The organism is Bacteroides sp. AF39-16AC, from assembly GCF_003602735.1.
GTDB classification, from domain to species: domain Bacteria; phylum Bacteroidota; class Bacteroidia; order Bacteroidales; family Bacteroidaceae; genus Bacteroides; species Bacteroides uniformis.
In genome coordinates this window covers 146,506-172,939 of sequence record NZ_QTLN01000007.1, presented here as the reverse complement: position 1 = coordinate 172,939, position 26,434 = coordinate 146,506, and the positions used below count along the sequence as shown (strand labels likewise).

The window sequence follows — 26,434 nt, the reverse complement described above, 5'->3', positions numbered from 1 at the left end:
AGAAGAATATGAAGAAATATATTTCACACCTTGTATTTGCCTTACTGGGCTGTGCAGCCTTATCTGCTTGTGTAGATGATGATTACATGGAATTGGATAAAGGACAGAATGAACTTGTACTGACGGCCAGCAAGACGGAAGTTGTTTTGAATGAGCAGGCACATGCCGATGATGCCCTGGAGCTTTCCTGGACTACGGGAACCAATTATGGGACGGGTAATAAAATTTCTTATACGCTGGAATTGGCCAAGACCGGCAGTGATTTTGCAGATTCTTATGTAGCTGTGGAGAATGCCGTACAAGAATACTCATGGAAAAAGAGCGTGGAGGAATTGAATGACATCCTGCGCAACCATTTTGGGGCAACTGCCGGGGAGAACATTTCGTTGGAAGCGCGCTTGACAGCTACTGTAACGGAACGGGACGAAAAACAGGTGTCTACCACTGCTTTCAGTGTTACAGCCTATAAACCGCTCACATCCACCCTTTATCTGATAGGTAGTGCCACTCCGGGCGGCTGGAGTGCCGATGATGCGACAGAGATGACCCGCAAGGACAATGGTATCTTTACATGGACGGGCCGGCTTGTGGCCGGTGAATTTAAGTTCATCACGACCTTAGGCTCATTCCTGCCCTCTTACAACAAAGGAACAGATGGATTGCTGGTTCTTCGTAGCAGTGATGACCAGCCGGATGAACCTTTTGTTGTCGAAGAAGACCATAATTACATCGTCGAAGCCAATCTGTTTACCGGTGTTCTTACATTGACCCAGACAGAGACGTTGGCACCTGCCTACGACCAGCTTTATTTTGTGGGTAACGCTACGGATTGGGGATTCGTGAAGATGAAACAAGATGTGCTCGATCCATACTTGTTCCGCTTCGGCAAGTTCTTTGAAGTGGGCAAAGGAGGGGAATTCAAGTTCGGAACCTCCGATGGAAGTTGGGAGAACATGTATAAGGCCAAGAATGCCGATGCTGCTTATACCGATACAGAAGTGGTGTTTGTGAAAGGGTTCGACCCGGACAATAAATGGGTGCTGAAAGACGGGGAATGCGGCAAGGCCTACAAGATTTGCATGGATATCCGTAGTGGTAAGGAACGCATGATGATGAGCGAATTTACTCCGTATGAGATGATTTATATGGTAGGTGATGCTACTCCGGCCGGTTGGACGATTGGTGATGCTACGCCGATGCAGACAACGGATAATCCGTATGTGTTTACTTGGAAAGGTACGCTGAATGCCGGTGAGTTGAAATTTACTTGTGATAAGCAGGAAGATTGGAATGGAGCCTGGTTCATGCCGGCTGTAGCAGACAAACAGCCTGCAGGAGAAACAGAACCGATGCTTTTCCTTGATAAATCAGACGAAGCGTTCAAAGCGCAATATCTGGACGTGATGGTAGGCGGCATCGACCAGAAGTGGAAGATTACGACAGCAGGTTCCTATCTGATTACTTTGAATCAGCTGGAAGAGACAATTTCAATCGTGAAACAATAGGTATCTACAATAGATGAAGAAGATAGTTTATACAACAATGGTAGCCTTGCTGCTGGTTGCATGCAGCAAGGAGAGTGATGATACCGGTAGCGGTACCGGTGGAGGCGGAGAGAGTGGAGGGGTTACGGAAGTAACCCCAGTCACCTCGGACTTGACGGTCAATCTCACTACCGACAAGGCATGTTACCGGCCGGGCGAGAGTGTTTCTTTTACAGCTGACGCCCTTCCTGCCGGAGCTAAAATCCGCTACCGGACAATGGACAAGGTTGTATCGGAGCAGGCTGCTGTCGGTACTACTTGGACTTGGACTGCTCCGGCAACCGATTATACCGGTTATCTGGTGGATGTATACCGTACAAAAGAGAATGGAACAGAGGTTATTCTTGGTACTATTGCCGTAGATGTATCCAGTGACTGGACACGTTTTCCACGTTATGGTTTCGTTGCCACTTTTGATGCTTCGAAAAAGATGGATGGAGTGATAGAGAAGGAGATGGCTTTCCTGAACCGTTGCCACATTAACGGGGTACAGTTTCAGGATTGGCACAACAAGCATCATTGGCCGTTGGGCGGTACGCGTGAGCATCTGGACGAGGTCTATAAGGACATTGCCAACCGGGAGGTCTATACCGAGGTAGTGAAGAAGTATATCTCTACACAACACAGCCTGGGCATGAAGTCCATGTTCTACAATCTATGTTTCGGAGCTTTGGACGATGCCGTTTCCGACGGAGTAAAGGAAGAATGGTACATATTCAAGAACACGGGACGCATGGATAAGGATTCGCATGACTTGCCCTCCAGTTGGAAAAGTAATATCTTCCTACTCAATCCCGCCAATACGGAATGGCAGGCATATATTGCCCAAAGAAACGATGATATTTATGCCAATCTGGACTTTGACGGTTATCAGATAGACCAACTGGGAAACCGGGGTGACCGCTATGACTATGATGGCAATAAGGTAAATCTGCCTAAGGGATATGCCTCGTTCATCGAAGCCATGAAACAGAAGCATCCGGACAAGCGTTTGGTGATGAATGCCGTCTCCAGCTATGGAGCTTCCCAGATAGCTGGTACGGGTAAAGTGGATTTCCTTTATAATGAAGTATGGGGCGATGAGGCAGGCTTCAAGGATCTGCACACCATTATCAAAGCGAACGACCAGTATGGCAACCATGCCTTGAAAACGGTGTTTGCCGCATATATGAACTATGACAAGGCAGGTAGCAGTACCGGTGAGTTCAATACACCGGGTGTGCTGCTGACGGATGCTGTGATATTTGCTTTGGGAGGCTCTCATTTGGAATTGGGTGACCACATGCTATGCCGCGAGTACTTTCCAAGCACGGCTTTGCAGATGAACGATGTACTGAAAACAGCCATGATTCGTTATTATGACTTTATGACGGCTTATCAGAACCTGCTTCGTGATAAAGATACGGAGGCGGAGATTTCCGTTTCTCTGAACTGTACGGATGCTGCGCGGAATCTTTCTCTGAATGCATGGCCGCCGCAGAAGTCTGCCATCACTGTATATGCCAAGAATGTAAATGGCAGGCAAGTCATTCATCTGCTCAACTTCCTCAATGCGGATAACTTAAGCTGGAGGGATTTGAACGGAACAATGCCCGAACCGCGTCTGGTGTCCGACGTGCCGTTGAAGATGAATGTTTCCGGTAAAGTGAACAAGATATGGGTTGCATCGCCCGATTTCCATGCCGGTGCTTCGCAGGAACTGTCATTCGAACAGAAGGACGGCACGGTTACCTTTACCTTGCCCTTGCTGAAGTACTGGAGCATGCTTGTGATGGAATAAGAATATCCAATAAAGGAACAAACAGATTATAGTAATGAAGAAATATATATTTTTATTTTTTGCCGTCTGTGCATTTTCAGTATATGCGAATGCACAGAACCGCACCGGAGACTGCACTTCTTATACCAGTGACGACCGCAGTGTGACCTTCTATTTAAATGACAGTTCTGCCATACAATTACGTCTGTGTAGCCAGTCTACGGTACGTATATGGTTTTCTCCCGACGGTAGTTTCCAGCGGAGTAATCCTTCCTTTGCCGTCGTCAATGAGGACCTGGAGGATGTCGGTACCGTCCATGTGGACGAACAGAATGCCTGCTACGAGATTTTTACCCCTAAACTCCGTATCCGGGTAAACAAGTCTCCGTTTAACTTACAGATATTCGACAAGTATCAGAAACTGCTGTTCAGTGATTATGCCGATAAGGGGCATATCAGTAACGGGCAGCGCAAATTGGAATACAAGACCCTCCGTCGTGACGAACACTTCTTCGGCTTGGGAGAAAAGACCGGCAAGCTGGACCGTCGCGGCGAAGCCTACAAGATGTGGAACAGTGACAAGCCTTGTTATAGTACCGTTGAGGACCCGCTCTACAAGAGTATTCCGTTCTTTATGAGCAGTTATCGTTATGGTATTTTCCTGGACAATACGTATAAGACCGAATTTAAGTTTGGTACGGAAAGCCGCGATTACTACAGTTTCGAGGCTCCTGGGGGAGAGATGATTTATTATTTCATCTTCGGGAAGGATTATAAGGAAATCATGAAACAATATGTCGACCTGACGGGAAAACCCATAATGCCTCCTAAATGGGCATTGGGCTTTGCACAATGCCGGGGACTGCTGACGAGCGAGAAATTGTCTTATGAAATAGCTGAAGGCTATCGTAAGCGCGGAATTCCTTGTGATGTTATTTACCAGGACATAGGCTGGACACAGTATTTGCAGGATTTTGAGTGGCGGAAAGGGAACTACGAGAATCCGAAAAAGATGCTTGCAGACCTCAAGGATATGGGCTTCAAGGTGGTGGTTTCGCAAGATCCGGTCATTTCACAAGCCAATAAGCGGCAATGGGAGGAAGCTGATAGGTTAGGGTATCTGGTAAAGGACTCCACCAACGGCAGGAGTTATGACATGCCCTGGCCCTGGGGTGGTAATTGTGGCGTAGTGGACTTCACCCTTCCTGCTGTGGCAGACTGGTGGGGAGCTTATCAGCAGAAGCCCATTGATGATGGCATTGCCGGTTTCTGGACTGATATGGGTGAACCTGCCTGGAGCAATGAGGAGCAGACGGAACGCCTGGTGATGAAACACCATTTGGGCATGCATGATGAGATTCACAATGTTTATGGTCTTACGTGGGATAAGGTGGTGAAGGAGCAGTTTGAAAAACGGAATCCTAACCGTCGCGTATTTCAGATGACACGTGCCGCTTTTGCGGGCTTGCAACGCTATACCTTCGGCTGGACCGGTGACTGTGGAAACGGTGATGACGTGACGCAGGGTTGGGGACAGATGGCCAATCAGATTCCGGTACTGTTGTCTGCCGGTTTGGGAATTATTCCTTTTACTACTTGTGACATTACCGGTTATTGCGGAGATATAGAGGATTATCCTGCGATGGCTGAACTTTATACGCGGTGGATACAGATGGGCGCTTTCAATCCCCTGAGCCGCATTCATCATGAGGGCAACGTGGCTGTGGAGCCGTGGCTGTTCGGCGAAGAGGCCGAGAAGAATGCCAAGGCGGCCATCGAATTGAAGTATCGCCTTTTGCCTTATATCTATACGTATGCCCGCGAAGCACACGAAACGGGGTTGCCTCTCATGCGACCGATGTTTCTGGAATATCCGGCAGATATGGAAACGTTCTCTACGGATGCCCAGTTCATGTTTGGCAGCGAACTGCTGGTTGCTCCGGTGGTAAAGAAAGGAGCGCGAAACAAGAATGTGTATCTTCCTGAAGGAACTTGGATTGACTACAACAACAAACACACAGCATATAGCGGTGAGCAATGGATGACGGTGGATGCTCCCCTCAATACTATTCCTATGTTTGTAAAGCAGGGAAGTATCATACCTCAAATGCCGGTCATGAACTATACGGATGAGAAACCGGTCTATCCGGTTACGTTTGAGATATTTCCTGCTGCAGCGGGCAGTGAAACTACCTTCTCGCTTTATGAAGATGCAGGAACTGATTTAGGATATTTGCGTGGAGAGTTCATGCGCACTCCTATTACTTGCCAGACTACCGACAAAGGCTATACGCTGAAAGTAGGTACACGGACTGGTGAGAAATATAGCTTACCCGGCCAACGAAACCTGATGTTCTGCATCTATACGGAACAGATGCCGAGAACAGCTTTGCTGGACGGTCAGAAAATCAAGAAAACGAATGTCGGAAAGCTGGAAGAAAATCGGGAGACAGAGTTTACGATAACTACCTGGTGTCCTGACAAGAAGCTGGGGACTTGCCTGCTGAGGTTGCCGGATGATGGAAAGGAACATATCATTGAGTTTATCTATTAACACAAAAAACATATCATTATTATGAAGAAATTTGTACTTAGCGCGGCTTTGCTTTTTTCTGCCCTGGCGGGGAATGCTGAAGGCATTTCATCCCCTTCGGGCATGGTGAAGCTGGATTTTGAACTGACAAAAGACGGGAGACCAGCCTATCAGGTGGATTATAAAGGGGCTCCTGTCATCAATCCCAGTACGTTGGGATTGGAACTGAAAGGAGCTACCAGCCTGATGGATGGTTTCAAAGTAGTAAGGACTTCTACTTCCACTTTCGATGAAACCTGGCAACCGGTGTGGGGGGAGACAAAAGATATCCGCAACCACTACAACGAATTGCTGGTAGAACTTGAACAACCGTCTACCACTCGTTTTATGAATATCCGTTTTCGGGTATATGATGACGGCGTGGGATTCCGTTATGAGTTTCCGCAACAGAAGAATCTGGTTTATTTTGTGATAAAGGAAGAGCATTCCCGATTTGCCATGACCGGCGACCATACTGCCTGGTGGATTCCGGGAGATTATGATACCCAGGAATATGATTATACGGAGTCCAAACTCTCTGAAATCCGTGGACTGCTGCAGGGAGCTGTGAGTGACAATGCGTCACAAACTGTCTTTTCGCCGACAGGTGTCCAGACTTCCATACAGCTTAAAACAGCTGATGGAGTGTACCTTAACCTGCACGAGGCAGCCTTGGTGGACTACTCTTGCATGCATCTCAACCTGGATGACAAGAACCTCGTTTTTGAATCCTGGCTGACTCCGGATGCTCAAGGAAATAAAGGGTATATGCAGTCTCCCTGCCATACTCCCTGGCGTACGGTCATAGTCAGTGATGATGCCCGCGAGATACTGGCCTCCAATTTGATTCTCAATCTGAATGAGCCTTGTAAGTATGATGATACCTCCTGGATTAAGCCGGTGAAATATGTCGGCGTATGGTGGGAAATGATTGCAGGGGGAAAGCCCTGGGCATATACTTTTGACCTCCCTTCTGTGAAACTGGATGATACGGACTATTCCAAGGTGAAACCGAACGGCATTCATCCGGCCAACACGGCTAATGTGAAGAAGTACATAGACTTTGCTGCCGAACACGGTTTTGACCAGGTATTGGTGGAGGGTTGGAATACGGGTTGGGAAGACTGGTTCGGTAATTCCAAGGATTATGTTTTCGATTTCGTGACTCCTTATCCCGATTTTGACATCAAGTATCTGAATGAATATGCTCATTCCAAGGGTGTCCGTCTGATGATGCACCATGAAACATCGGCTTCCGTCCGTAACTATGAGCGGCACATGGAAGCTGCCTACCGTCTGATGAATAAATATGGATATAATTCGGTAAAGAGTGGCTACGTAGGCAATATGATTCCCCGTGGCGAGCATCACTATGGACAATGGATGAACAACCATTACCTATACGCCGTGACCGAAGCTGCCAAACACAAGATAATGGTCAATGCCCATGAAGCGGTACGTCCGACTGGTTTATGCCGTACCTATCCCAATCTGATAGGCAATGAATCTGCCCGAGGCACGGAGTACGAGGCTTTTGCTGGTAACAAGCCCTTCCACACAACGGTACTTCCGTTTACCCGTTTGCAGGGTGGTCCGATGGACTATACGCCCGGTATCTTTGAAATGGACATCAATAAGTTGAATCCGAACAGCCATACGCATGCCAATACTACCTTGACGCGTCAGCTGGCACTTTATGTCACTATGTACAGCCCTCTACAAATGGCTGCCGACCTTCCTGAGAATTATGAGCGTTTCATGGATGCTTTCCAGTTCATCAAAGATGTGGCTGTGGATTGGGACGACAGCCGCTATCTGGAAGCTGAGCCGGGACGTTACATCACTGTTGCCCGTAAGGCAAAAGGTACGAATGACTGGTTTATCGGTTGTACCAGCAGTGAGCACGGACATGCTTCAACTCTGAAACTGGACTTCCTGGATGCAGACAAGCAGTATATTGCAACCGTCTATGCCGATGCAAAAGATGCCGATTATAAAACAAATCCGCAAGCTTATGTTATCCGTGAAGGTATCGTTTCTCCCAAAACGGTCTTGAAACTGAAAGCTGCTTCCGGTGGTGGCTATGCCATCAGCATCATGGAGGTGAAAGATAAATCTGTATTGAAGGGACTGAAGAGGCTTTCCGGGAATATCTGATTTACGGGCATAAAAAAAGGAGTACCGCTGTACTCCAACCTTTGTTAACCTTAAATCTAATACTATGAAAAACACATTGCAAAGATACGGACTTTTGATAAATCTGCAAATTATCCAACTAAAAAAGTATGTTTTATAACACTTATTAGCCGTTTATTCCTTTGCTTCTATTTTTGTTAACAAAAAGGATGCGAATGTGTCAAAAGCACATGAAGACTTTTATAATGTTATAATATTAGGCGCGGATTACGCGGAATAATGCGGATTCAATAAACTAAATCCGTGAAATCTGCGTCATCCGCGCCTAAAATAAAGCGTTAAAGAAGGTTTTGACACATTCCCCTTACCCTTTTACTTCCTGATACATAAATCTTTTAATGCTCTTCTTTGCCGTTTTCTCGAACTCCTCGAAGTGTATCTTGACTTTTGTTATCTGGCAGTAGGCCGGTAATTGCAGATTCAATTCATTCCGATTGTCCTCCATAACCTTTTCGATGTCCGATTGTTCCATACCATGGGCGAATGCATCGTCAAAATCCGGATAGATAAGAGCCACGAGCTTGTCGTTCTGCAATACGATCAGTGATTCGGACACATAGGGCATGTTGTTCAGTTTGCTTTCAATCTCTTCGGGATAGATGTTCTGGCCACTGGCTGTGAGCAACATGTTCTTGCTGCGTCCACGGACAGTGACATATCCTTCGGTATCCATCGTTGCAAGGTCGCCGGTGTGCAGCCAGCCGTTTACATCGATGATTTGGGAAGTCGCTTCGGCATTTTTGTAATAGCCCAGCATCAGATTGGCACCTTTACAGATTATTTCTCCTGCCACGTTCTGAGGGTCGGGAGAGTCTATCTTTACTTCCATGCGGGTGGTTGCCTTGCCACAAGAGGCCAGTTTCAATGTTTCCCAGCGGCTGGAACAAATGATGGGGCCGCATTCCGTCATTCCGTATGCAATGGTATAGGGGAAGCCTATCTGCTTCAGGAAGCGTTCCACTTCGGCATTGAACGGTGCTCCTCCGATGATTATTTCATCGAAATTACTGCCGAATACTTCCATTGCCTTTTTGCGCATGTCAGCCTTGATTTTATCGTTGACAATGGGCATCCGCAATAGCAGCTTGCCTATTTTATTGTCTATCCGGGGCAGGATATCCTTCTTGATAATCTTTTCTACGATGAGCGGTACACACGAAATGACCCGTGGCCTGATTTCGGAGAATGACTGTGCAATAATCTTGGGAGACGGCATACGGGTAAGGAAATACAGATGGGCGCCTGCGGAAAAACCGTATAGAAAATCGTACACCATACCAAATACATGTCCCAGAGGCAGCATGGATACAATATGGTCGCCCGGACGTACGGGAAGCATCTCATGGCAATATGCAACATTGGACCAAAGGCTGCGATAGGGGAGCATGACCCCTTTGGAATATCCCGTGGTGCCCGAAGTATAGTTTATGACAGCCAGTTCTTCGGGTGATTCCTCCTTGCGGTAGCTGATATGCTCGGGACGGAAATTCTTGGGGAAACGTGTGCCATAGAGGACGTTGCGATGTTCGAAAGCCTCCATCAGCTGCTCGTTGCGGCAAACTACCGGAGTGAAGTCCGTCAGCAGTACGATACCCATCAGCAGGGGCATTGCCTCTTCATTGAGGTTTTCCCATGCCCGGTCGCCGACAAACAGCAGCTTGGCTTCGGAATGGTTGACGATGTTGTGGATATTGTCGGCCTTGAACTCATGCAGAATGGGAACAATGACAGCTCCATAGGTAACCGTCGCCAGAAAAGCGACTGCCCAATGTGCACTGTTACGTCCGCAAACGGCAATCTTGTCACCGGGCCTGATGCCGGCGCTTTCCAATACGATATGGAATTTGGCTATTTTCCGTGCTACATCTTTGTATTGCAGTGTAATTCCTTTGTAGTCTGTCAGGGCGTTGCGATCCCAGTTTTTAATAATGCTTTGTTCTATATAATCGATGAACCCTTGTTCTTGTTCCATTCAGCTGTTGCACACTTTAGTTAAAACTGCGCAAAGATAGGTCTTATAGTGATGCAAAGCAAATAGTTTCCACTTTTTTCTTGCCCTGAAACGGATAGAAACTTATCTGTAATTCTTATTCCTTGCTATTTTCCGAAATAAGAAGCAGCTTGTCACCGGCATGAAGTTTTAATGTTCCGTTCGGAATGAGGTACTCATCGCCACGTTTTACAATCATCACCAGTGTGCCTTTGGGCAGGTTCATGTCTTTCAGGGTGTCTGCCTGCTCCAGCATTTCTTGTGTAATGGTCATGTCGTGCAGGTTGGAGTCAATCTCTTCGGGCAGTTCAACTCCGAAATCATTTCCGGTCTTTTCCAGCGGGGTGGAGAGGCCAAGCAGCCGGGCTACCCAGGAGACTGTGGTACCCTGGATGACCAGTGAGACGATGGTTATGAAAAATACGATGTTGAAGATGACATGGGCGCCGGGCACGTCAGCCACCACGGGATAGGTGGCAAAGATAATGGGTACTGCGCCACGTAATCCTACCCACGATACGAATAGCCGTGACTTGAGGGTGATTCTCTTGCCAAAAGGCAGCAGGCAAAGAAAAACGCTGAGAGGACGTCCCACGACAATCATGAATACGCCGATGAGCAATGCCACGACTGCAACTTCCAGCATCTCATGGGGGTTGACAAGCAGACCGAGGCAGAGGAACATGATGATTTGGAAAAGCCAGGTCAGTCCGTCCATAAAAGTATAAATCTCTTTCCGGTGCATGATTTTGTTATTGCCTACCATCATTCCGGCGATATACACGGCCAGGTAACCGTTGCCTTTCAGCAGGTCGGTGATGGAGAAGGTGAAGAATACAAAGGACAGCAACAGGATAGGATAGAGTGCCTGGTTGTCTATATTCAGCCGGTTCAGCATAAGGATGGCCAGCTTTCCGAGGAAATAACCGGTTGCGGCACCGACAATGAACTGTATGGCAAAAGAGCCCAATATCTGGGGAACTCCCATTCCGGAGGACTGGATGAATTGAATCAGCACGATTGTCAGCATATATGCCATCGGGTCGTTACTACCGCTTTCCAGTTCCAGCATGGGGCGCAGATTATGCTTCAGGTTCATTTTTTGTGAACGCAGAATGGCGAATACAGAGGCTGAGTCGGTAGATGACATGGTGGATGCAAGCAAAAGGGAGGTTATCAACGGCAGGTGGATGTTGGTCCAGCTCATGCCGGACAGCCACCAGATAAATAATCCGGTAAAGAGGGCCGTGAGCAGCACTCCTGCAGTTGACAAAACAATGCCGGGAGTCAATATGGGCTTTATCTCCGTAAACTTGGTGTCCATGCCACCGGAGAACAGAATGATGCTGAGTGCAACCATGCCGATGAACTGTGCTTCCTTGGCGTTGTGGAACTGCAATCCCAATCCGTCACTGCCGAACAGCATACCGACGACAAGGAAAAGCAATAACGCAGGTACTCCGAAACGGTAGCCGGTCTTGCCGACAATGATGCTGACGAAAAGTAATATGGAACCTATAAGTAGTATGTTTCCTGCTGTAAATATCATAAATTCTATGCTATATAGTTTGAAATGTGATGTTTCTTATGTCTAATAGTACAAAGATATGCAATGTGTTTAACAAATACAAATCTAAAATAGTTCAATTGAATTTTAAAATAAAGGTGGTTTCTTTACCAGGCAATAAGGATAAATTTCCGCCGGAAAGCCTCATTATTTGCCGGGAAATACTCAATCCAATACCGCTTCCGCCCTCTTTGGTCGTAAAGAAGGGGATAAATATGTGTTCGGCAATGTCATTGGGAATGGCAGGTCCGTTGTTGGAAATTTCTATCAGTATGGCTTCCGCTTCGTTGCAGTAGGCACGTATGTTGATATGTCCTTCTTTATCTGTATTTTTATCCGATTCGATGGCTTGTATGGCATTTTTCAGTAGGTTGATGACCACTTGTGATACCAGGTTTTCATCGGCATATAGAATAAGGTCGCTTGGCGCGATGTCCGTATGAAAGGTGACCCGGACATCGGGGTACTGGTGACGGGCGAGTTCGACCATCCGCTCGATAAAGCTTTTTACGTAGAACAAGGATGGTTCGGGGGTGGGAATACGGGTGAATTTCCGGTATGATTCCACAAAAGAGAGCAGGCCTTTGCCTGTACTGCTGATAGTCTGCAGGCCGTTTCTGATTTCTTCTTTGGAAACTTGCGCTTCGGTCAGTCCCAGCAGTGTATCGCTCAGGGAGGTTATGGGAGTGACGGCATTCATTATTTCGTGCGTCAGTACGCGGGTAAGCCTAATCCAGGAATCTATTTCCTTTTCATCCAGCTCGTTGTTGATGTCGTTCAGGGCGAGGATGCGCAGATGCTCTTTACGGACTGTGATGTCGCTGACGCGGACAGACATGTTTACAGTGCCTCGTTCGTTGTTGAAAGGCATTTGCAGTTTGTCTCCCGGGCGGCAATTGGCAAGAAGGGACGAAAGACGCGGGTCTACGCGGTTCAGCTGGCTGACGTGGGTAAAGACATTGAGGCCCAGCAAACGGAGGGCTTCGCTGTTTTTCTGATATACGGCACCATTGTCGTTCAGCACGAGGATGCCGGTATTCACGCAGTCCAGGATGAGTTCGTAGTACTTTTCTTGCTGGGCTGTTTCACTTTTCACATTATAAAGTATATGGGCAACCCGGTTCAATGCACGGTTCACGAGGCGTGCGTCGGCAGTGTTTTCCGTTTCGGAGAAGTGGATGGCATTGTCGTTGTTTTCGATGGCGTCGAGCATGAAAAGCACCTTTCGCACATGATGGCGGTATAGCTTCTGCTGCCAGTACAGGGCTATGGAAAGCAGCGCAGTGCAGAACACGCCCCAAAATACGTCCACAGTCCACATCACCCCTGCAAGGAGCGCTACTGCCAGACTGACGGCAACGCGGAATGAATAATTAAAGGCCATACTTCTTCATTTTGTTGTACAACGTCTGGCGGGTGATACCCAGCTGTGCGGCGACGGCAGAGAGATTTCCGCTGCATTTGTCGAGCGTCTTCCGTATCATCTGCATTTCCATTTCTTCGAGCGTGGATGCGGTTGCTTCGGGAGTGCCGGTTCGCCGTGCCAGCTGGAACAGTTCTGCAGGAAGGGTTTCGTTGTCACAGATGATAATGGCTTTTTCGATGGCATGTTCCAGTTCGCGGATATTGCCGTACCAGGGGTGGAGCGTAAGTTTCTCGCAAGCGCCGTCCGTCAGGCGGACGGGGGGCTTGTCATATTGCTTGCAGAAGCGGGCGATGAAAAGTTCTGCAAGGGGGATGATGTCTTCGGGCCGCTCGCGCAACGAGGGTATCTCAAGATGTATCGTGTTGATGCGGTATAGCAGGTCCTCGCGGAATTCGCCTTTTGCCACCATCTCGGGCAGATTGCGGTTTGTAGCGCAAATCAGCCGTATGTCTACGGGAATGGGAGTGTTGCTGCCTACACGGACAATGCTGCGTCGTTGGATGGCGGTCAGCAGTTTGGCTTGCAGATGGTAGGGGAGATTGCCTATTTCATCGAGAAAGAGGGTGCTGCGGCTGGCTGCTTCGAACTTGCCGGCACGGTCGGCATGGGCATCGGTGAAAGAGCCTTTCATGTGGCCGAACAGTTCGCTCTCGAAAAGGCTTTCGGTGACTGCACCCATATCCACACTTACCATCTCCTGCCGGTTGCGCGGTGAAAGGGAGTGAATTTCGCGTGCCAGCATCTCTTTACCGGTACCGTTCTCGCCCGTAATAAGGATATTGGCATCGGTAGAGGCCACTTTTTCCACCAAAAGGCGGAGCTGCTGCATGGCGGGGCTGTTTCCCCAATACATGTTGCGGGTATCTGCAAACAGGTGGCTGCTTTCTGCCGTACGTCCGGCATTTGGGCCGTTGGCCGGAGATTTTGTTTCAGAAGCTGATACGGCATTCAGTAAGGTTTCCACCAGTTTCTGGTTGTTCCAGGGTTTTACGACGAAGTCTGTGGCTCCTTCCTTGATTCCCCGTACGGCAAGGTCAATGTCGGCATAGGCGGTAAACAGCACTACGGGCAGGGTGGGACATTGCTTCTTTATTTCATGGAGCCAGTATAGTCCCTCGTTGCCGGTATTGATGCCCGAGGTGAAGTTCATGTCAAGAAGAACCACTTGCCATGACCTTTCTCGCAATACGCTGGGCAGGGTTACGGGAGAGGGAAGTGTGATTATCCCTTCAAAATATGGCTTTAACAAAAGCTGCAAGGCGGTAAGTACGCCTCGGTTATCATCGACAATCAGGATGTTTCCGTTTTTTTTTGCCATAAACTATTTCTGTTTTCTGCAGGCAAAGTTAATGATTTATCTGCATTATATTCGGTAAATCTCTCAGTTTTCAAAGTATTAAGATTCTCCTTCTCATTTAGCAAATCCTTATGCCGCTTTATTTTATATTTTTGCTTACTAAGAATTAATCGTCCGACAGTTGTTGAATTATCGTCCGACAGCTGTCGGACGATAATTCAACAACTGTCGGACGATAATATAACGATTGTGGGACGAATAGATTTAAGTAAAACAGAAATTAGTTGGCAGCAACTTCAGTAAGAGTTCATGGCGGTACTGAAAAAAGAACTTATAGCAGTTGCAGTTTGATACCAAACGACAAGCTCAGATAATCCTTGGGTTTCAGATACTTGTTGGTGAAGGCGCTGACTACATATAGGTCACATGTACTTATTTCATAGAAGAAAGTGATTTCTTTGGCCGTGAACCGTCGTTGCGGGTCGATGTCGTAAGTGATGCGCTGTCCTAAGAATGCATGGATGCGTACCTTAGAGGAGAAACCATAATATCCTTTAGGGTAGCGTTCCGGTTCATTGACCCAGAATTCATCGCCGAATACCGTGTTCAGATACATACCGCAAGCCAGCGGTTCTACAGAAAAACGGCTCTGTTTTATTTGCAGGCTCCAGGGAAGGTAGTTCTGCTTGACGGTGAATGTCAGCTTGGTACGTTTGGAGTCATATTTGGGCAATACTCCGAAGAATACGTCTGTTTCCCATTGGTTTCTTCTGCCGTAATCCCATCCGGTACCGAATGACAGCAACCCCATATTGCCGGCAAACTGAATTTTGGTGTGCGTCGGAATCAAGGCCTCCCAATGCCTGCGGTAGCGGTGTACGCGGCGGTCATAACGGTTCTCTCTGGTCTGGCTTTCAATGACGGCATCCGGTTGCAGGTCCATCCATACGGTATCGTGTTCTATGATGAAGATGGTATCTCTCTCTTGTGAAAAAGCAGAAAAAGAGCATACCGACAAGAAGACGACGGCGCATGCCAGGTGATTAATAATATGCCACTTCGCGTTCATATCCGTCGGGGGTTATGGTGAATATATAGTAATTGCGGTTCTTCATGCAGTCGCTCATGTAATACATTATCCCATCTTCAAAGAGGTCTTTCTCGAAGCGATGGTGTTCGTGTGCGGATGTACAGAACTGCAGTCCGGGAAATTCCTTGATGTAACGCTGGAATACGTGTGCCACATTATTGTTGAACTCGTTGCAGAACGGGCGTATATGCATGGACACAACGGTTTTATCGAATTCCTCTTCATGGTCGCGTATCTGTGCGGCAAGAAACTCGAAGTCGGGAATGGGGCGGGAGTAGTCAAATTCGATGGCGTTGGTATTCAGGCAGACAAACTTTACCCGTCCTGCAATGAAGGAGAAATTGGGGTCTCCGAATATTACGCGATAAGTCTCTTCGCCCGTGCCCAGACAGTCGTGGTTGCCGAGAAGTACCACATAGGGTATCTTGAGTTTGTTCATAATGTCCCGTTGCCAAAGGAACTCGTCTGTTACACCGAAGTCACTGACGTCTCCGCCATGAATGACGAAATCTATGTCGTCCCGCTTGTTGAGGTGGCTTACAAAGTCGTCGGTCTCGTCATACCAGCGCTGGGAATCACCCATTGTTACGAACCGGATTGTTGTCTTGTTCTGGCAGTTCTGCTCTATTTGGGCAATGTTGTGGGCATTGACATCGGTTTCACCGCTGATGTGTACATCGTAAGGGTGATAATCTATCATGTCGCAGCCGGCTATAAGCAGGCATAGGAATGAAGGATATAAGAGTTTGGGGAATTTCATGTGCAGGTGCTTCATTTTACGTTTATACTCTATCTTTAGAAAACTGTGGGCAAAGGTAAAGTTTTCATTCTTATGGATTCTTTTCTAATTTCCCTTTTTTTTGTTCTATGAGGCTGAACAGAGATTCGGCCTCTGTCTAATTTTTAGACGGGAGTGTCTAAAAATTAGACACCTTTGTCTTCTTCTGAAATACGATATGCGCTGATAATCAGGTTTGTGTATTCTTTGGCACGCTTTCTGCAATATGAAAAGCAAGAAAATAAATCTAATAAACGATAAACGGAATGAAACAAATCTATTATGTAATTCAGACTTTACTGCGGGGACGCGGTTCGAATATCATCAAGGTCATTTCTTTGGGATTGGGATTGACGATGAGTATTCTGCTTTTCTCCCGCGTGGCATATGAACAGAGTTTTGACACTTGCTTTAAGGATTATGATAACTTGTATCAGGTATGGTCGATATTCTCGGTGAAAGGAGAGAAGTTTGAGCCTCAAGAGTGGAATTGCGGTCCCGTGGCAGGGGCCATTTTGGAGAACTTCCCCAAAGAGGTGGAGTCGGCAGTAAGTTTGAGCACGTCTATGGTATCTGCTCCTCTTTACAATGGAAGCGTGCGTCTTGATGACAGGAAGATTGCAGCCGATTCGCTGTTCTTTCGTACTATGGGCATCGACGTCCTGAACGGCAATCCCGAAAAGGACTTGGTGCAGAAGGATATTATTTTCTTGAGTGAACGCTTTGCAAGGAAAGTGTTCGGTGAGGAGAATCCTATAGGGAAAACGCTTAATTATGACCATCAGTTTGACCTGACGGTGAAGGGAATCTATGCCAATTTGCCTGAGAACGCCACAATCAATCCGGAAGCGGTTATCTCGATGCCTACCTTGTGGAGCCGCAACTGGAATAACTACTCGTGGAGCGGGGGAGACAGTTGGGTAGAGTTTATCCGTTTCCGTCCCGGTGCCGACAAATCTGTTGTCAATGCGCGTATTGATGCCATGATAGACAAATATCGCCCGGCAGAAGATAAGAAAGAGTACGGTTACACGGCTTTTGTGCAGCCCATCCGTGATACATACCGCAATTATGATGATGTGCAGCGGATGCGTGTCATTATGAGCATTCTTGGTTTTGCCATTCTTTTCATTGCGGCGTTGAACTATGTGCTGATTTCCATTTCCTCTTTGAGCTACCGCGCCAAGTCGGTAGGCGTACATAAATGCAGCGGTGCGAGCGGTGGCACGGTTTTCAGCATGTTTTTGCTGGAAACGGGTATCATCATTGTGGCGGCATTGCTGCTGATGGCGTTGATAATGCTCAACTTCCGCGATTTTGTGGAAGACACGGTCGTTGTAAAGCTCTCCACCTTGTTGGCTCCGGAGCGTATCTGGGTACCGTTGTCGGTAGTGCTTCTGCTGTTTATAGTGGGAGGCGTATTGCCGGGCCGGCTCTTTGCGCGTATTCCCGTATCGCAGGTGTTCCGCCGCTATACCGAGGGGAAGAAGGGCTGGAAGCGTCCGTTGCTGTTTGTCCAGTTTGCAGGCGTGGCATTCATTAGTGGATTGATGTGTGTGGTGATGTCGCAATACCAGTATGTACTGAAAAAGGATATGGGGTATAATCCCAAGCAGATAGCCATAGGCAATGCCTACTGGGATAATGAAGCGACGCGTGATGCGGCTTATCAGTTCTTCAAGGGATTGCCCTACGTGGAAGCGGTGTCCAGCGCCAACAGCACGCCCATTAGCGGATATAGCGGTTCGATGATTCATAGTGAGAGCGGGCAGGCACTGTTCTCTTGTCGTTCTTCTTATTTCATGCGCGAGGATTTTCCTGCTTTGATGGGCATGACTATGAAGACGGGACGTATGGCGCGCGATAAAGAGGAAGTCGTGGTGAACGAAACCTTTGCTGAGATGATGCGTTGGGGAGACGACGTCGTGGGCCGTACGGTATATACCGAAGGGAATACATTCAAGGTCGTAGGGCAGTTGAAGGATTTCCAGATAGAGAGTTTCAGAACCGAGAAGATGCCTTTCATAGCCCGGGGAAACAAGAATTTTTATGGAACGGTACATGTCCGTTTGAAAGAACCCTTTACCGAAAATCTGCAGAAGCTGAACCACGATGTAGCCGAGGCTTTCCATGACCAGACTATTGACTTTACCGGCTATGAGAAAAGAATAGAGAATAGTTATAATTCTGTCCGTGTATTCCGTAATGCCACTTTGATGGCGGCAGTGACCATGTTCTTCATCATGCTGATGGGACTGATTGGTTATACCACCGACGAGGTGCGCCGCCGCAGCAAGGAGATTGCCATCCGCAAAGTGAACGGCGCAGAGGCTTCTGGCATCTTGGAAATGTTGTCAAGGGATATACTCGTTGTGGCAGCTCCGGCAGTTGTCATCGGTACGGTATTGGCATGGTATGTCAACGGAATGTGGATGGAACAGTTCGCGGAGCGTATTCCCGTCAGTTGGGCAGTATACGTACTGGTAGTGATGGCCAATTTGGTGATTATCGTAGCCTGCGTACTTTGGAAGTCCTGGCGGATAGCGAACGAGAACCCGGTAAACAGCATTAAGAGCGAATGATAATAATATTAATACATAGAATATCATGATTGAAATTAACAACATCAGCAAAGTATTCCGTACTTCGGAAGTAGAGACAGTAGCATTGAACCACGTCAGCCTCGATGTAAAGGAGGGGGAGTTTGTAGCCATTATGGGACCGTCAGGTTGCGGCAAGTCCACCTTGCTGAACATCCTCGGGCTGCTGGACAATCCTACGGAGGGCAGTTACAAGCTCCTCGGTCAGGAAGTAGCGGATTTGAAGGAAAAGGAACGTACCCGTGTGCGCAAGGGCAAGCTGGGATTCGTGTTCCAGAGCTTCAACCTGATAGACGAACTGAATGTGTACGAGAATGTGGAACTTCCCCTTACGTACCTCGGCGTGAAGGCAAGTGAGCGCAAACGCATGGTAGAGGATATTCTGAAGCGGATGAACATCAGCCACCGTGCCAAACACTTCCCACAACAGCTTTCCGGCGGTCAGCAGCAGCGTGTGGCGATAGCCCGTGCGGTCGTAACCAATCCCAAGCTGATACTCGCCGATGAACCTACCGGTAACTTGGACTCCAAGAACGGAGCTGAGGTGATGAATCTGTTGACAGAACTGAATAAAGAGGGTACTACGATTATTATGGTGACCCACAGCCAGCACGACGCCTCGTTTGCACACCGCACGATACATCTTTTCGACGGTAGTGTGGTGGCAAGTGTGGCAGCGCAGGATTTGTAACGGACTTTTAAAACAACTTCCATGAGACAACTATATTACACTCTCCAGACATTGATACGAGGAAAAGGCTCCAACCTCATCAAGATTGTTTCTCTGGGACTGGGGTTGGCAGTCAGTATCCTCATTTTTTCCCGTCAGGCATTCGAGCTCAATTATGATACCTGCTACAAGGACCATGAACGTTTGTGTCTTGTCAAAACAGTATGGTATTACAACAACGAGTATCATCCTTCGCATATAACTCTTGGACCGGTGGCTGGTACCATTGCCGAAAACCTGCCTGACGAGGTGGAGAGTGTTACCGTCACCCAGCAATGGTGGAGCAATTCGGCTTGGTTTGCCAATGAACGCCGTTTCCAGACCAATGCCATGACGGCCGATTCTTGTTTCTTTGCCACTATGGGCATTGATGTTGTCAGTGGAGACCCTCGCGAGCTGAATAATCCGGAGGTGGTCTTCATCAGCAGGGAGCTGGCCGGCAGCATGTTTGCCGATAAGAATCCCATCGGGCAGACGGTGGTCTATAACAAACAGATGTCAATGACCGTGAAGGGCATTTTTGAAGATTTCCCCGAAAACTCCAGTTTCTATGGAAGTGGTGTCGTGATGTCTCTGGCTACCTCCTTCAAGCATCATTGGGGATACTGGGGATGGGGAGGTGGAGACAGCTATATGTCCTTTGTCCGTCTGCGCCCGGGGGTGCAACTGGACGATGTGAACACCCGAATAGAGAAACTTGCCGAGCAGGTGCGCAAGAGCGATGATGTGTTTATCAGTCTGGTTCCGATAAAGGACTACCGTATGGAATTTGGTATCAGTACCATGCGTATGGTATGGATTCTGTTGACGCTGGGAACCGCCATACTTTTTATTGTGGCGATGAATTATGTGCTTATTTCCATCTCAGCCATGAACCGTCGTGCCAAAGCTATAGGCGTACATAAATGTAGTGGGGCAAATACGGGAACTATTTTCGGTATGTTCTTATGGGAGACCGGAGTCATCATGCTTTCTTCCTTGCTGCTTGTAGCGCTGCTTCTATTTAATTTCCGTGAGCCGTTGGAGGACATGCTCGACGTTAGTCTTGCCGGTCTTTTCTCTTGGGAAAACATTTGGGCACCGCTTTCAGTGATAGTCATTTTGTTTATGATAGGCGGCATGTTGCCCGGGCAGCTTTTTGCCCGCATTCCGGTGACGCAGGTTTTCCGCCGGTACACCGAAGGCAAGAAAGGCTGGAAACGTCCGCTCTTGTTTGTGCAGTTTGCCGGTACCTCTTTTATTTTCGGCTTGTTGGGGCTGGTGCTTATGCAGAGCCATTACATCACCAATAAAGAACGTGGATTCGATTACCACCGGGTGGCTTATGCTTCGGGCGTATCCTTTGACTCGGATGCGGAAAGCGATGCAAATCGTAGTGTGATGCTTTCTTTGCCTTATGTGGAAGATGGAGCTTGTAGCGGTAATCTTCTTACAGACGGATTGAGCGGAGAAGGGGTTACGACTGATAACGGGCAGTGGATGAGCATGCGTTGGGTGGAATTTGGCAAGGACTATGCCCCGTTTATGAAGTTGGAATTTGCGGAAGGCAAGAATATGGATGCCCCTGGGCAGATATTGGTCAATGAAACATTTTTGAAAATGATGCATTGGGAAGATAAACCGATAGGCAGGCAAGTGCGCAACGGCGATCGCATAGCGGGCAATATTGTAGGTGTACTGAAAGACTTTGCTACATCCAATGCCGCTTATGTGGCGGTGCAACCTATGTATGCAACTTATCTTGACCGATTTTCCGGAAACATCCAATTACGTCTGAAAGAGCCTTTTGACGATAACCTCAAGCGTTTGAACGAAGACATGGAAAAGCTGTTTCCCACCCGTGACATTGTATTTTCCTCGTTCCAAAAGGTCATTGACGACCAGAACAGTACCGTCACGGATTTCCGTAATGCAGCTTTACTGGCTGCCATAACCATCCTTTTTGTTACGTTAATGGGGTTGATTGGCTACATCAATGACGAGATACAACGCCGCAGCAAGGAAATTGCCATCCGTAAAGTGAATGGTGCGGAAGCGTCATCCATTCTCCGGCTTTTCTCGAAGGATATATTCTGGATATCCTTGCCGGCCGTTTTTCTTGGAGGGCTGGGAGCCTGGTATATAGGCGGTGTCTGGATAGAGCAGTTTGTGGAGGGAGTGGATTTTGGTATCTGCGGATTCTTGCTTATTGCATGCATTGTACTATTGCTCATCATCGGTTGTGTAGTATTCAAGGCATGGCGGATTGCCAATGAGAATCCGGTAGACAGTATCAAGAGTGAATAAAGAATAACTTCAGGAAATTATGAGGCGGCACATTTATTATACATTACAAAGCTTGTTGCACAAGCAAGGTTCCAATGCCATTAAGATTGTATCTTTGGCATTGGGACTGCTGATGTCTGTATTTCTATTTGCACGGATTGCATTCGAGTTGAGTTTTGATAACTTTTATCATGATTCGGATAACCTTTATATTGTGAAGACGGGTTGGTTGAAAAATGGAGTGTTGGAAGGTAACGAAAGTCGCTTTACCATCATTCCGATTCCGGCTGCCATTGCCGAAGAGTTTCCGGAACAAGTGGAAAGTAGCACAGTGAGCTGTTCTCTTTTTGATAATAGTTTCCAGTTGGGTGAGCGCCAATTAGATATGTCCACGGTGATGGCAGATACACTTTATTTTTCTGTACTCGGTTTGGAGATGATAGAAGGCAATCCACAGGATTTGGCGGGTCCGGATGTCGTATTCCTTTCCGCCAAGTCAGCAAAGGAGGCCTTCGGTGACGAAAATCCGATAGGGAAAACACTGCGTTATGATTTTTGGGGATATCAGACTACACTGCTCGTGAAGGGTATCTTTGCCGATATTCCGTTGAACACTTCTTTGGAGAGGCGTCCAGAGGCAATCATTTCCTTTCCTACTATAGGGCGGCATCTGAAGTGGGACCTGGGTTGGCAGAGCGGCGGAAACTACGACGGTTATCTCAGGCTGCGCAGTCCGCAGGATGCTGATTGGCTGAATGAGCGTATGTCCATAGCTATTGCCCGTCATATTCCACCGGAAAGTGGTTTAGAATTGAGCGTACGTATTGTCCCTATCCATAATCTGCATGTCGAGACTCCTCAAGTACGGAAGATGATTTGGATTATGTTCTTCCTGGGTATCGTGCTGCTTTTTACGACCGCATTGAATTATGTACTCGTTTCCGTGGCTTCGCTGACACAGCGTGCCAAGGCCATCGGTGTACACAAATGCAGCGGTGCTTCGGGAAGTAGCATCTTTTCCATGTTCATGGTAGAGACTGCTATAGTAGTAGGGCTTGCCTTGCTGCTCATTGGACTGCTGGTGTATATTTTCCACGAAAAAATGGAAGAATTGGCAGCTGTACCTCTCAGTGCTCTTTTTGACTGGCAGAATCTTTGGGCACCATTGTCGGTGATACTGTTACTGTTTATTTTAGGTGGTTGCCTGCCTGCCATGCTTTTCGCTCGTATTCCGGTGACACAAGTGTTCCGCCGCTACACTTCCGGGCGTCGTGGCTGGAAACGGGTACTGCTTTTTGTTCAGTTCATCGGAGCGGCATTCATTCTGGGGATGATGCTGATGGTCGTTTCACAGTACAGTTATGTAACGACGCGTGACCGTGGTTGGCGTCCTGAACGTGTGGCATATACCACCCAGCGGGAAGTGGATGGCAATAGCCTGCGTAGTCTTGTCGGCAGTTTGCCTTATGTGGAAGGGGTTGCTTCGGCAGAACGCCCTATATTGTGGTTCGGTTCTAACCAGCCAATTCTTGACAATCAGGGTAACGAGCTTTTCTATCCTCGTAATACTTGGTTCGACAGTGATTTTCTTCCTTTCATTGGTCTGAGACTGAAAGAGGGGCATAACTTGACGGGAGAAGGTCAGTTGCTTGTCAACAGTGTCTTTTATGAGAAGATGAATTGGACAGACAGCCCCATAGGCAAGCGGGTGAATGATTATGGCACTGTTGTCGGGCTGTTAGACAGTTTCAGTTTTGCCGATATGCCCAACGATAATTTGCCGGTGATGGTGGAATGGACGGGGAAGACAGCTGCCACCCTGCATGTTCGCCTCAAAGAGCCATTGGATGAAAATCTCGCCCGCCTCAATGAAGAGATGCATCGGATTTATCCTCAGAAAAGCCTCGTATTCCGTTCGGTGGAGCAGGAAATGCGCAGTTATGCCGAGTCTGTACGGGTATTTCGTGATGTCACCCTGCTGGTTTCATTGACCATACTCTTTATCATTCTGATGGGACTGATAGGCTATGTGAATGATGAAATCCGCCTGCGTTCAAAAGAGATTGCCATTCGTAAAGTGAATGGAGCGGAGACGGAAAGTATTTTGCTGTTATTGTCAAGAGATGTGCTTTGGCTGGCCATTCCGTCTGTCGCCATAGGTATTGGGGGAGCATGCCGGGCCGGAAAGCTTTGGGCGAGCCAGTTCTCTGATGTTGTGCCATTCCCTATAGGCGGATATATTCTTGTAGGTTGTCTGTTGCTGTTGTTTATCGTTGCTACCGTGGTATTGAAGGCATGGTGCATTGCCAATGAAAATCCGGTAAAGAGCATCAAGAGCGAATAAAGTTGCCGCAACATACATCATGCGTTTGGGGTAGACAGACCATCTGTTTGGGGCGAATAGATGATGTGTTTGGGCTGAATGAATGATATATTTTCGAACAATTTGTTTGTTATAACATAAAATGCAATATTTGCAGTAGAATAAATCACTTTCACCTCGCTTTTTCGGTAATTCCTGTGGGTAATCTCTTTACATATATCCACAATGCCACCGCTGCCGTTACAAAAGCAAAGAAGTCCGATACCGGCATACATATCCAGATGCCGTCCAGCCCAAAGTAATGCGGGAATATCAGTAGTCCCGGCAACAGATACAGTAATTGGCGTGTCAGCGACAAGAAGATACTGATTTTCGCTTTCCCGATGCTTTGGAAGAAATTGCCGATGACAATCTGTGCACCTACCAACGGGAATATGGCTACGGCAATGCGTACGCCTCTGGAAGCAATATCTATCAACTCTTCATCACTGGTAAAGATGGCAGATATGGCATGGGGGAACAATTCGCAGATAAGGAAGCCGGTACTGGTGATACATACTCCGGCAATGATGGTCAGGCGCAGGGTAGCCTTCACACGGTCGTGCTTTTGCGCACCGAAGTTATAGCCTACAATCGGTTGCATTCCCATCGTCAGCCCCAATACAATCATTACATAGAGTACCAGCAGTCGGTTGATAATGCCATATGCCCCGATGGCCATATCGCCTCCGTACTGTTGGAGGCTGTTGTTTACGATAATCACAATGACACATGCCGTGACGTTCATCAGAAACGGTGACATACCGATGGATAATATACTACTGATGATACGTTTCTTCATCTTCCAGAACCCCCGTTGCAGACGTACCACACTTGTCTTTTGCAGGAAATGGCTCACTACCCACACCATGCCGATGAACTGCGAGATGACCGTTGCCGTTGCAGCTCCCCGTATTCCCCAGTCAAATTGGAAGATGAAAATGGGAGCGAGGATTATGTTGCAGACTACCGTTACCATAGACGTGAGCATCGCTTTCTTGGGATATCCCGTGGCACGCATGATATTGTTCAGGCCAATCATGGTATAAGTGACGGGGGTACCCAGTAATATCACCTGCATAAAGTCGCGGGCATATGGCAACGTATCATTGCTGGCACCGAAGAAGCGCAGGATGTCATCCAGAAAGATGAATGAAATACTGCCGAATAGGAATGCGTTGACCAGGCAGAACATCAGTGTGTTTCCCAATACTTCCGTTGCTCCGTCCAGGTCTTTCTGTCCCAACCGGATGGACGAAATGGTGGAGCCACCTGCCGATACCATCGTACAGAAAGCCACGACCAGATTCATCAGAGGGAAAGTAATGGCGAGTCCGGCAATGCCCATAGGACCTACGCCATGACCGATGAAAATGCTGTCGATGATGTTGTACAACGAAGTAATCGTCATGCCTATAATGGCCGGAATGGAGTACTGCACAAGCAGTTTGCCAATACGTTCGGTTCCTAATATATGCGCGTTGTTCATTTGATATGAGTCAATTAAGGAGCACAAAGGTATAAAATATTTGTTTGATTCGCAGATTATTCCCACCTTTGTACGCTATAATGTTTTGGTATTAACAGATTTAGGTAAAAGAAAGTTTATGGACACAACAAAAGCAACCGCCGTACTTTTTGATTTTGACGGCGTGGTGGTAGACACGGAAACACAGTACAGTCACTTCTGGCATGAAATGGGAAAGCAGTATTTGGGTATGGATGATATTGAAGGCAGGGTGAAGGGCCAGACGCTGGTCTATATTTATGATACCTTTTTTCCGGGCATGGCGAAGGAACAGGCCGAAATTACCGAACGGCTGAACCGCTTTGAACAGGAAATGTCATTCGACTTTATTCCCGGAGTGCTTGACTTCATTGCCGACCTACACCGGAATGGGGTGAAGACTGCCGTAGTGACCAGCTCCAACGAAGCGAAGATGGCAGCTGTCTATCGGGTTCATCCCGAAATAAAGACTCTTTTCGACCGTATCCTTACGGCCGAGATGTTTACGGCTTCCAAGCCTGCACCGGATTGTTTTCTGTTGGGTATGGAGGTTTTCGGCACAACTCCCGACACCACATATGTATTCGAGGATTCTTTCAACGGGCTGAAAGCCGGCATGGCTTCAGGAGCTACCGTTATAGGGTTGGCAACCACCAATTCCCGTGAAGACATAGCTCCGTTGTGTCATTATGTATTGGATGACTTTCAGGGATTCACTTACGATAAATTAACTCAATTGTACAAGTAATCA

General features: G+C 47.6%; 16 protein-coding genes. 9 read left to right on the top strand and 7 right to left on the bottom strand.

The genetic code is table 11. The features are described from left to right. Positions 1-8 precede the first annotated feature (8 nt). Genes DW039_RS08635 through DW039_RS08620 form a run of 4 tightly spaced genes read left to right on the top strand, consistent with a single transcriptional unit; the run spans position 9 to position 8,032 of the window. On the top strand, positions 9-1,505 hold the full coding sequence (locus DW039_RS08635; protein WP_016273861.1) for a SusF/SusE family outer membrane protein: 1,497 nt from the start codon (positions 9-11) through the stop codon (positions 1,503-1,505). A 13-nt stretch (positions 1,506-1,518) separates the two neighbouring features. Beyond that, positions 1,519-3,324, top strand: a complete 1,806-nt coding sequence (locus DW039_RS08630) for a glycoside hydrolase family 66 protein (RefSeq protein ID WP_117588859.1) — start codon at positions 1,519-1,521, stop codon at positions 3,322-3,324. 34 nt (positions 3,325-3,358) lie between these two features. Beyond that, positions 3,359-5,857 (top strand): glycoside hydrolase family 31 protein, encoded by a 2,499-nt coding sequence (locus DW039_RS08625; RefSeq protein ID WP_057256486.1) that lies wholly within the window; start codon positions 3,359-3,361, stop codon positions 5,855-5,857. A gap of 21 nt (positions 5,858-5,878) precedes the next feature. Then, on the top strand, positions 5,879-8,032 hold the full coding sequence (locus DW039_RS08620) for a glycoside hydrolase family 97 protein (protein ID WP_117887242.1): 2,154 nt from the start codon (positions 5,879-5,881) through the stop codon (positions 8,030-8,032). 343 nt (positions 8,033-8,375) lie between these two features. Here the strand turns inward: DW039_RS08620 and DW039_RS08615 are convergent, their stop codons facing one another. The 6 genes from DW039_RS08615 to DW039_RS08590 all read right to left on the bottom strand — a co-directional run bounded on the left by DW039_RS08615 (position 8,376) and on the right by DW039_RS08590 (position 16,201). After that, positions 8,376-10,043: a long-chain fatty acid--CoA ligase gene (locus DW039_RS08615; protein ID WP_035448595.1), complete on the bottom strand. Its 1,668-nt coding sequence runs from the start codon at positions 10,041-10,043 to the stop codon at positions 8,376-8,378. Positions 10,044-10,158: 115 nt separating this feature from the next. Next, on the bottom strand, positions 10,159-11,610 hold the full coding sequence (locus DW039_RS08610) for a potassium/proton antiporter (RefSeq protein ID WP_035448593.1): 1,452 nt from the start codon (positions 11,608-11,610) through the stop codon (positions 10,159-10,161). Between the two features lie 94 nt (positions 11,611-11,704). Further along, positions 11,705-13,012, bottom strand: a complete 1,308-nt coding sequence (locus tag DW039_RS08605) for a PAS domain-containing sensor histidine kinase (RefSeq protein WP_057256488.1) — start codon at positions 13,010-13,012, stop codon at positions 11,705-11,707. Then, the gene (locus DW039_RS08600; protein ID WP_057256489.1) at positions 13,002-14,372 is read right to left on the bottom strand and encodes a sigma-54 dependent transcriptional regulator; all 1,371 of its coding nucleotides are present in this window, start codon (positions 14,370-14,372) and stop codon (positions 13,002-13,004) included. Before DW039_RS08600 ends, DW039_RS08605 begins: the two co-directional genes overlap by 11 nt. A gap of 310 nt (positions 14,373-14,682) precedes the next feature. Beyond that, positions 14,683-15,420, bottom strand: a complete 738-nt coding sequence (locus DW039_RS08595; protein WP_005827685.1) for a hypothetical protein — start codon at positions 15,418-15,420, stop codon at positions 14,683-14,685. Further along, positions 15,395-16,201: a metallophosphoesterase gene (locus DW039_RS08590; protein ID WP_034529839.1), complete on the bottom strand. Its 807-nt coding sequence runs from the start codon at positions 16,199-16,201 to the stop codon at positions 15,395-15,397. The genes DW039_RS08595 and DW039_RS08590 overlap by 26 nt, the downstream gene beginning before the upstream one ends. A 284-nt stretch (positions 16,202-16,485) precedes the next feature. Here DW039_RS08590 and DW039_RS08585 point away from each other — a divergent pair, with 284 nt between their 5' ends. Genes DW039_RS08585 through DW039_RS08570 form a run of 4 tightly spaced genes read left to right on the top strand, consistent with a single transcriptional unit; the run spans position 16,486 to position 24,158 of the window. Continuing rightward, the gene (locus tag DW039_RS08585) at positions 16,486-18,801 is read left to right on the top strand and encodes an ABC transporter permease (RefSeq protein WP_009038362.1); all 2,316 of its coding nucleotides are present in this window, start codon (positions 16,486-16,488) and stop codon (positions 18,799-18,801) included. 25 nt (positions 18,802-18,826) lie between these two features. Further along, positions 18,827-19,510 (top strand): ABC transporter ATP-binding protein, encoded by a 684-nt coding sequence (locus DW039_RS08580; protein ID WP_008664472.1) that lies wholly within the window; start codon positions 18,827-18,829, stop codon positions 19,508-19,510. A gap of 21 nt (positions 19,511-19,531) precedes the next feature. Continuing rightward, positions 19,532-21,835: an ABC transporter permease gene (locus DW039_RS08575; protein ID WP_120381863.1), complete on the top strand. Its 2,304-nt coding sequence runs from the start codon at positions 19,532-19,534 to the stop codon at positions 21,833-21,835. A 19-nt stretch (positions 21,836-21,854) separates the two neighbouring features. Next, the gene (locus tag DW039_RS08570) at positions 21,855-24,158 is read left to right on the top strand and encodes an ABC transporter permease (RefSeq protein WP_005827699.1); all 2,304 of its coding nucleotides are present in this window, start codon (positions 21,855-21,857) and stop codon (positions 24,156-24,158) included. 151 nt (positions 24,159-24,309) lie between these two features. On the opposite strand, the gene DW039_RS08565 is transcribed toward DW039_RS08570, so the two are convergent. Then, on the bottom strand, positions 24,310-25,665 hold the full coding sequence (locus tag DW039_RS08565; protein WP_057253038.1) for an MATE family efflux transporter: 1,356 nt from the start codon (positions 25,663-25,665) through the stop codon (positions 24,310-24,312). 118 nt (positions 25,666-25,783) lie between these two features. On the opposite strand from DW039_RS08565, the gene DW039_RS08560 reads away from it, so the two are divergent. After that, entirely contained in the window at positions 25,784-26,431 is a 648-nt protein-coding gene (locus tag DW039_RS08560) for an HAD family phosphatase (protein ID WP_005837215.1), read from the top strand. Positions 26,432-26,434 lie beyond the last annotated feature (3 nt).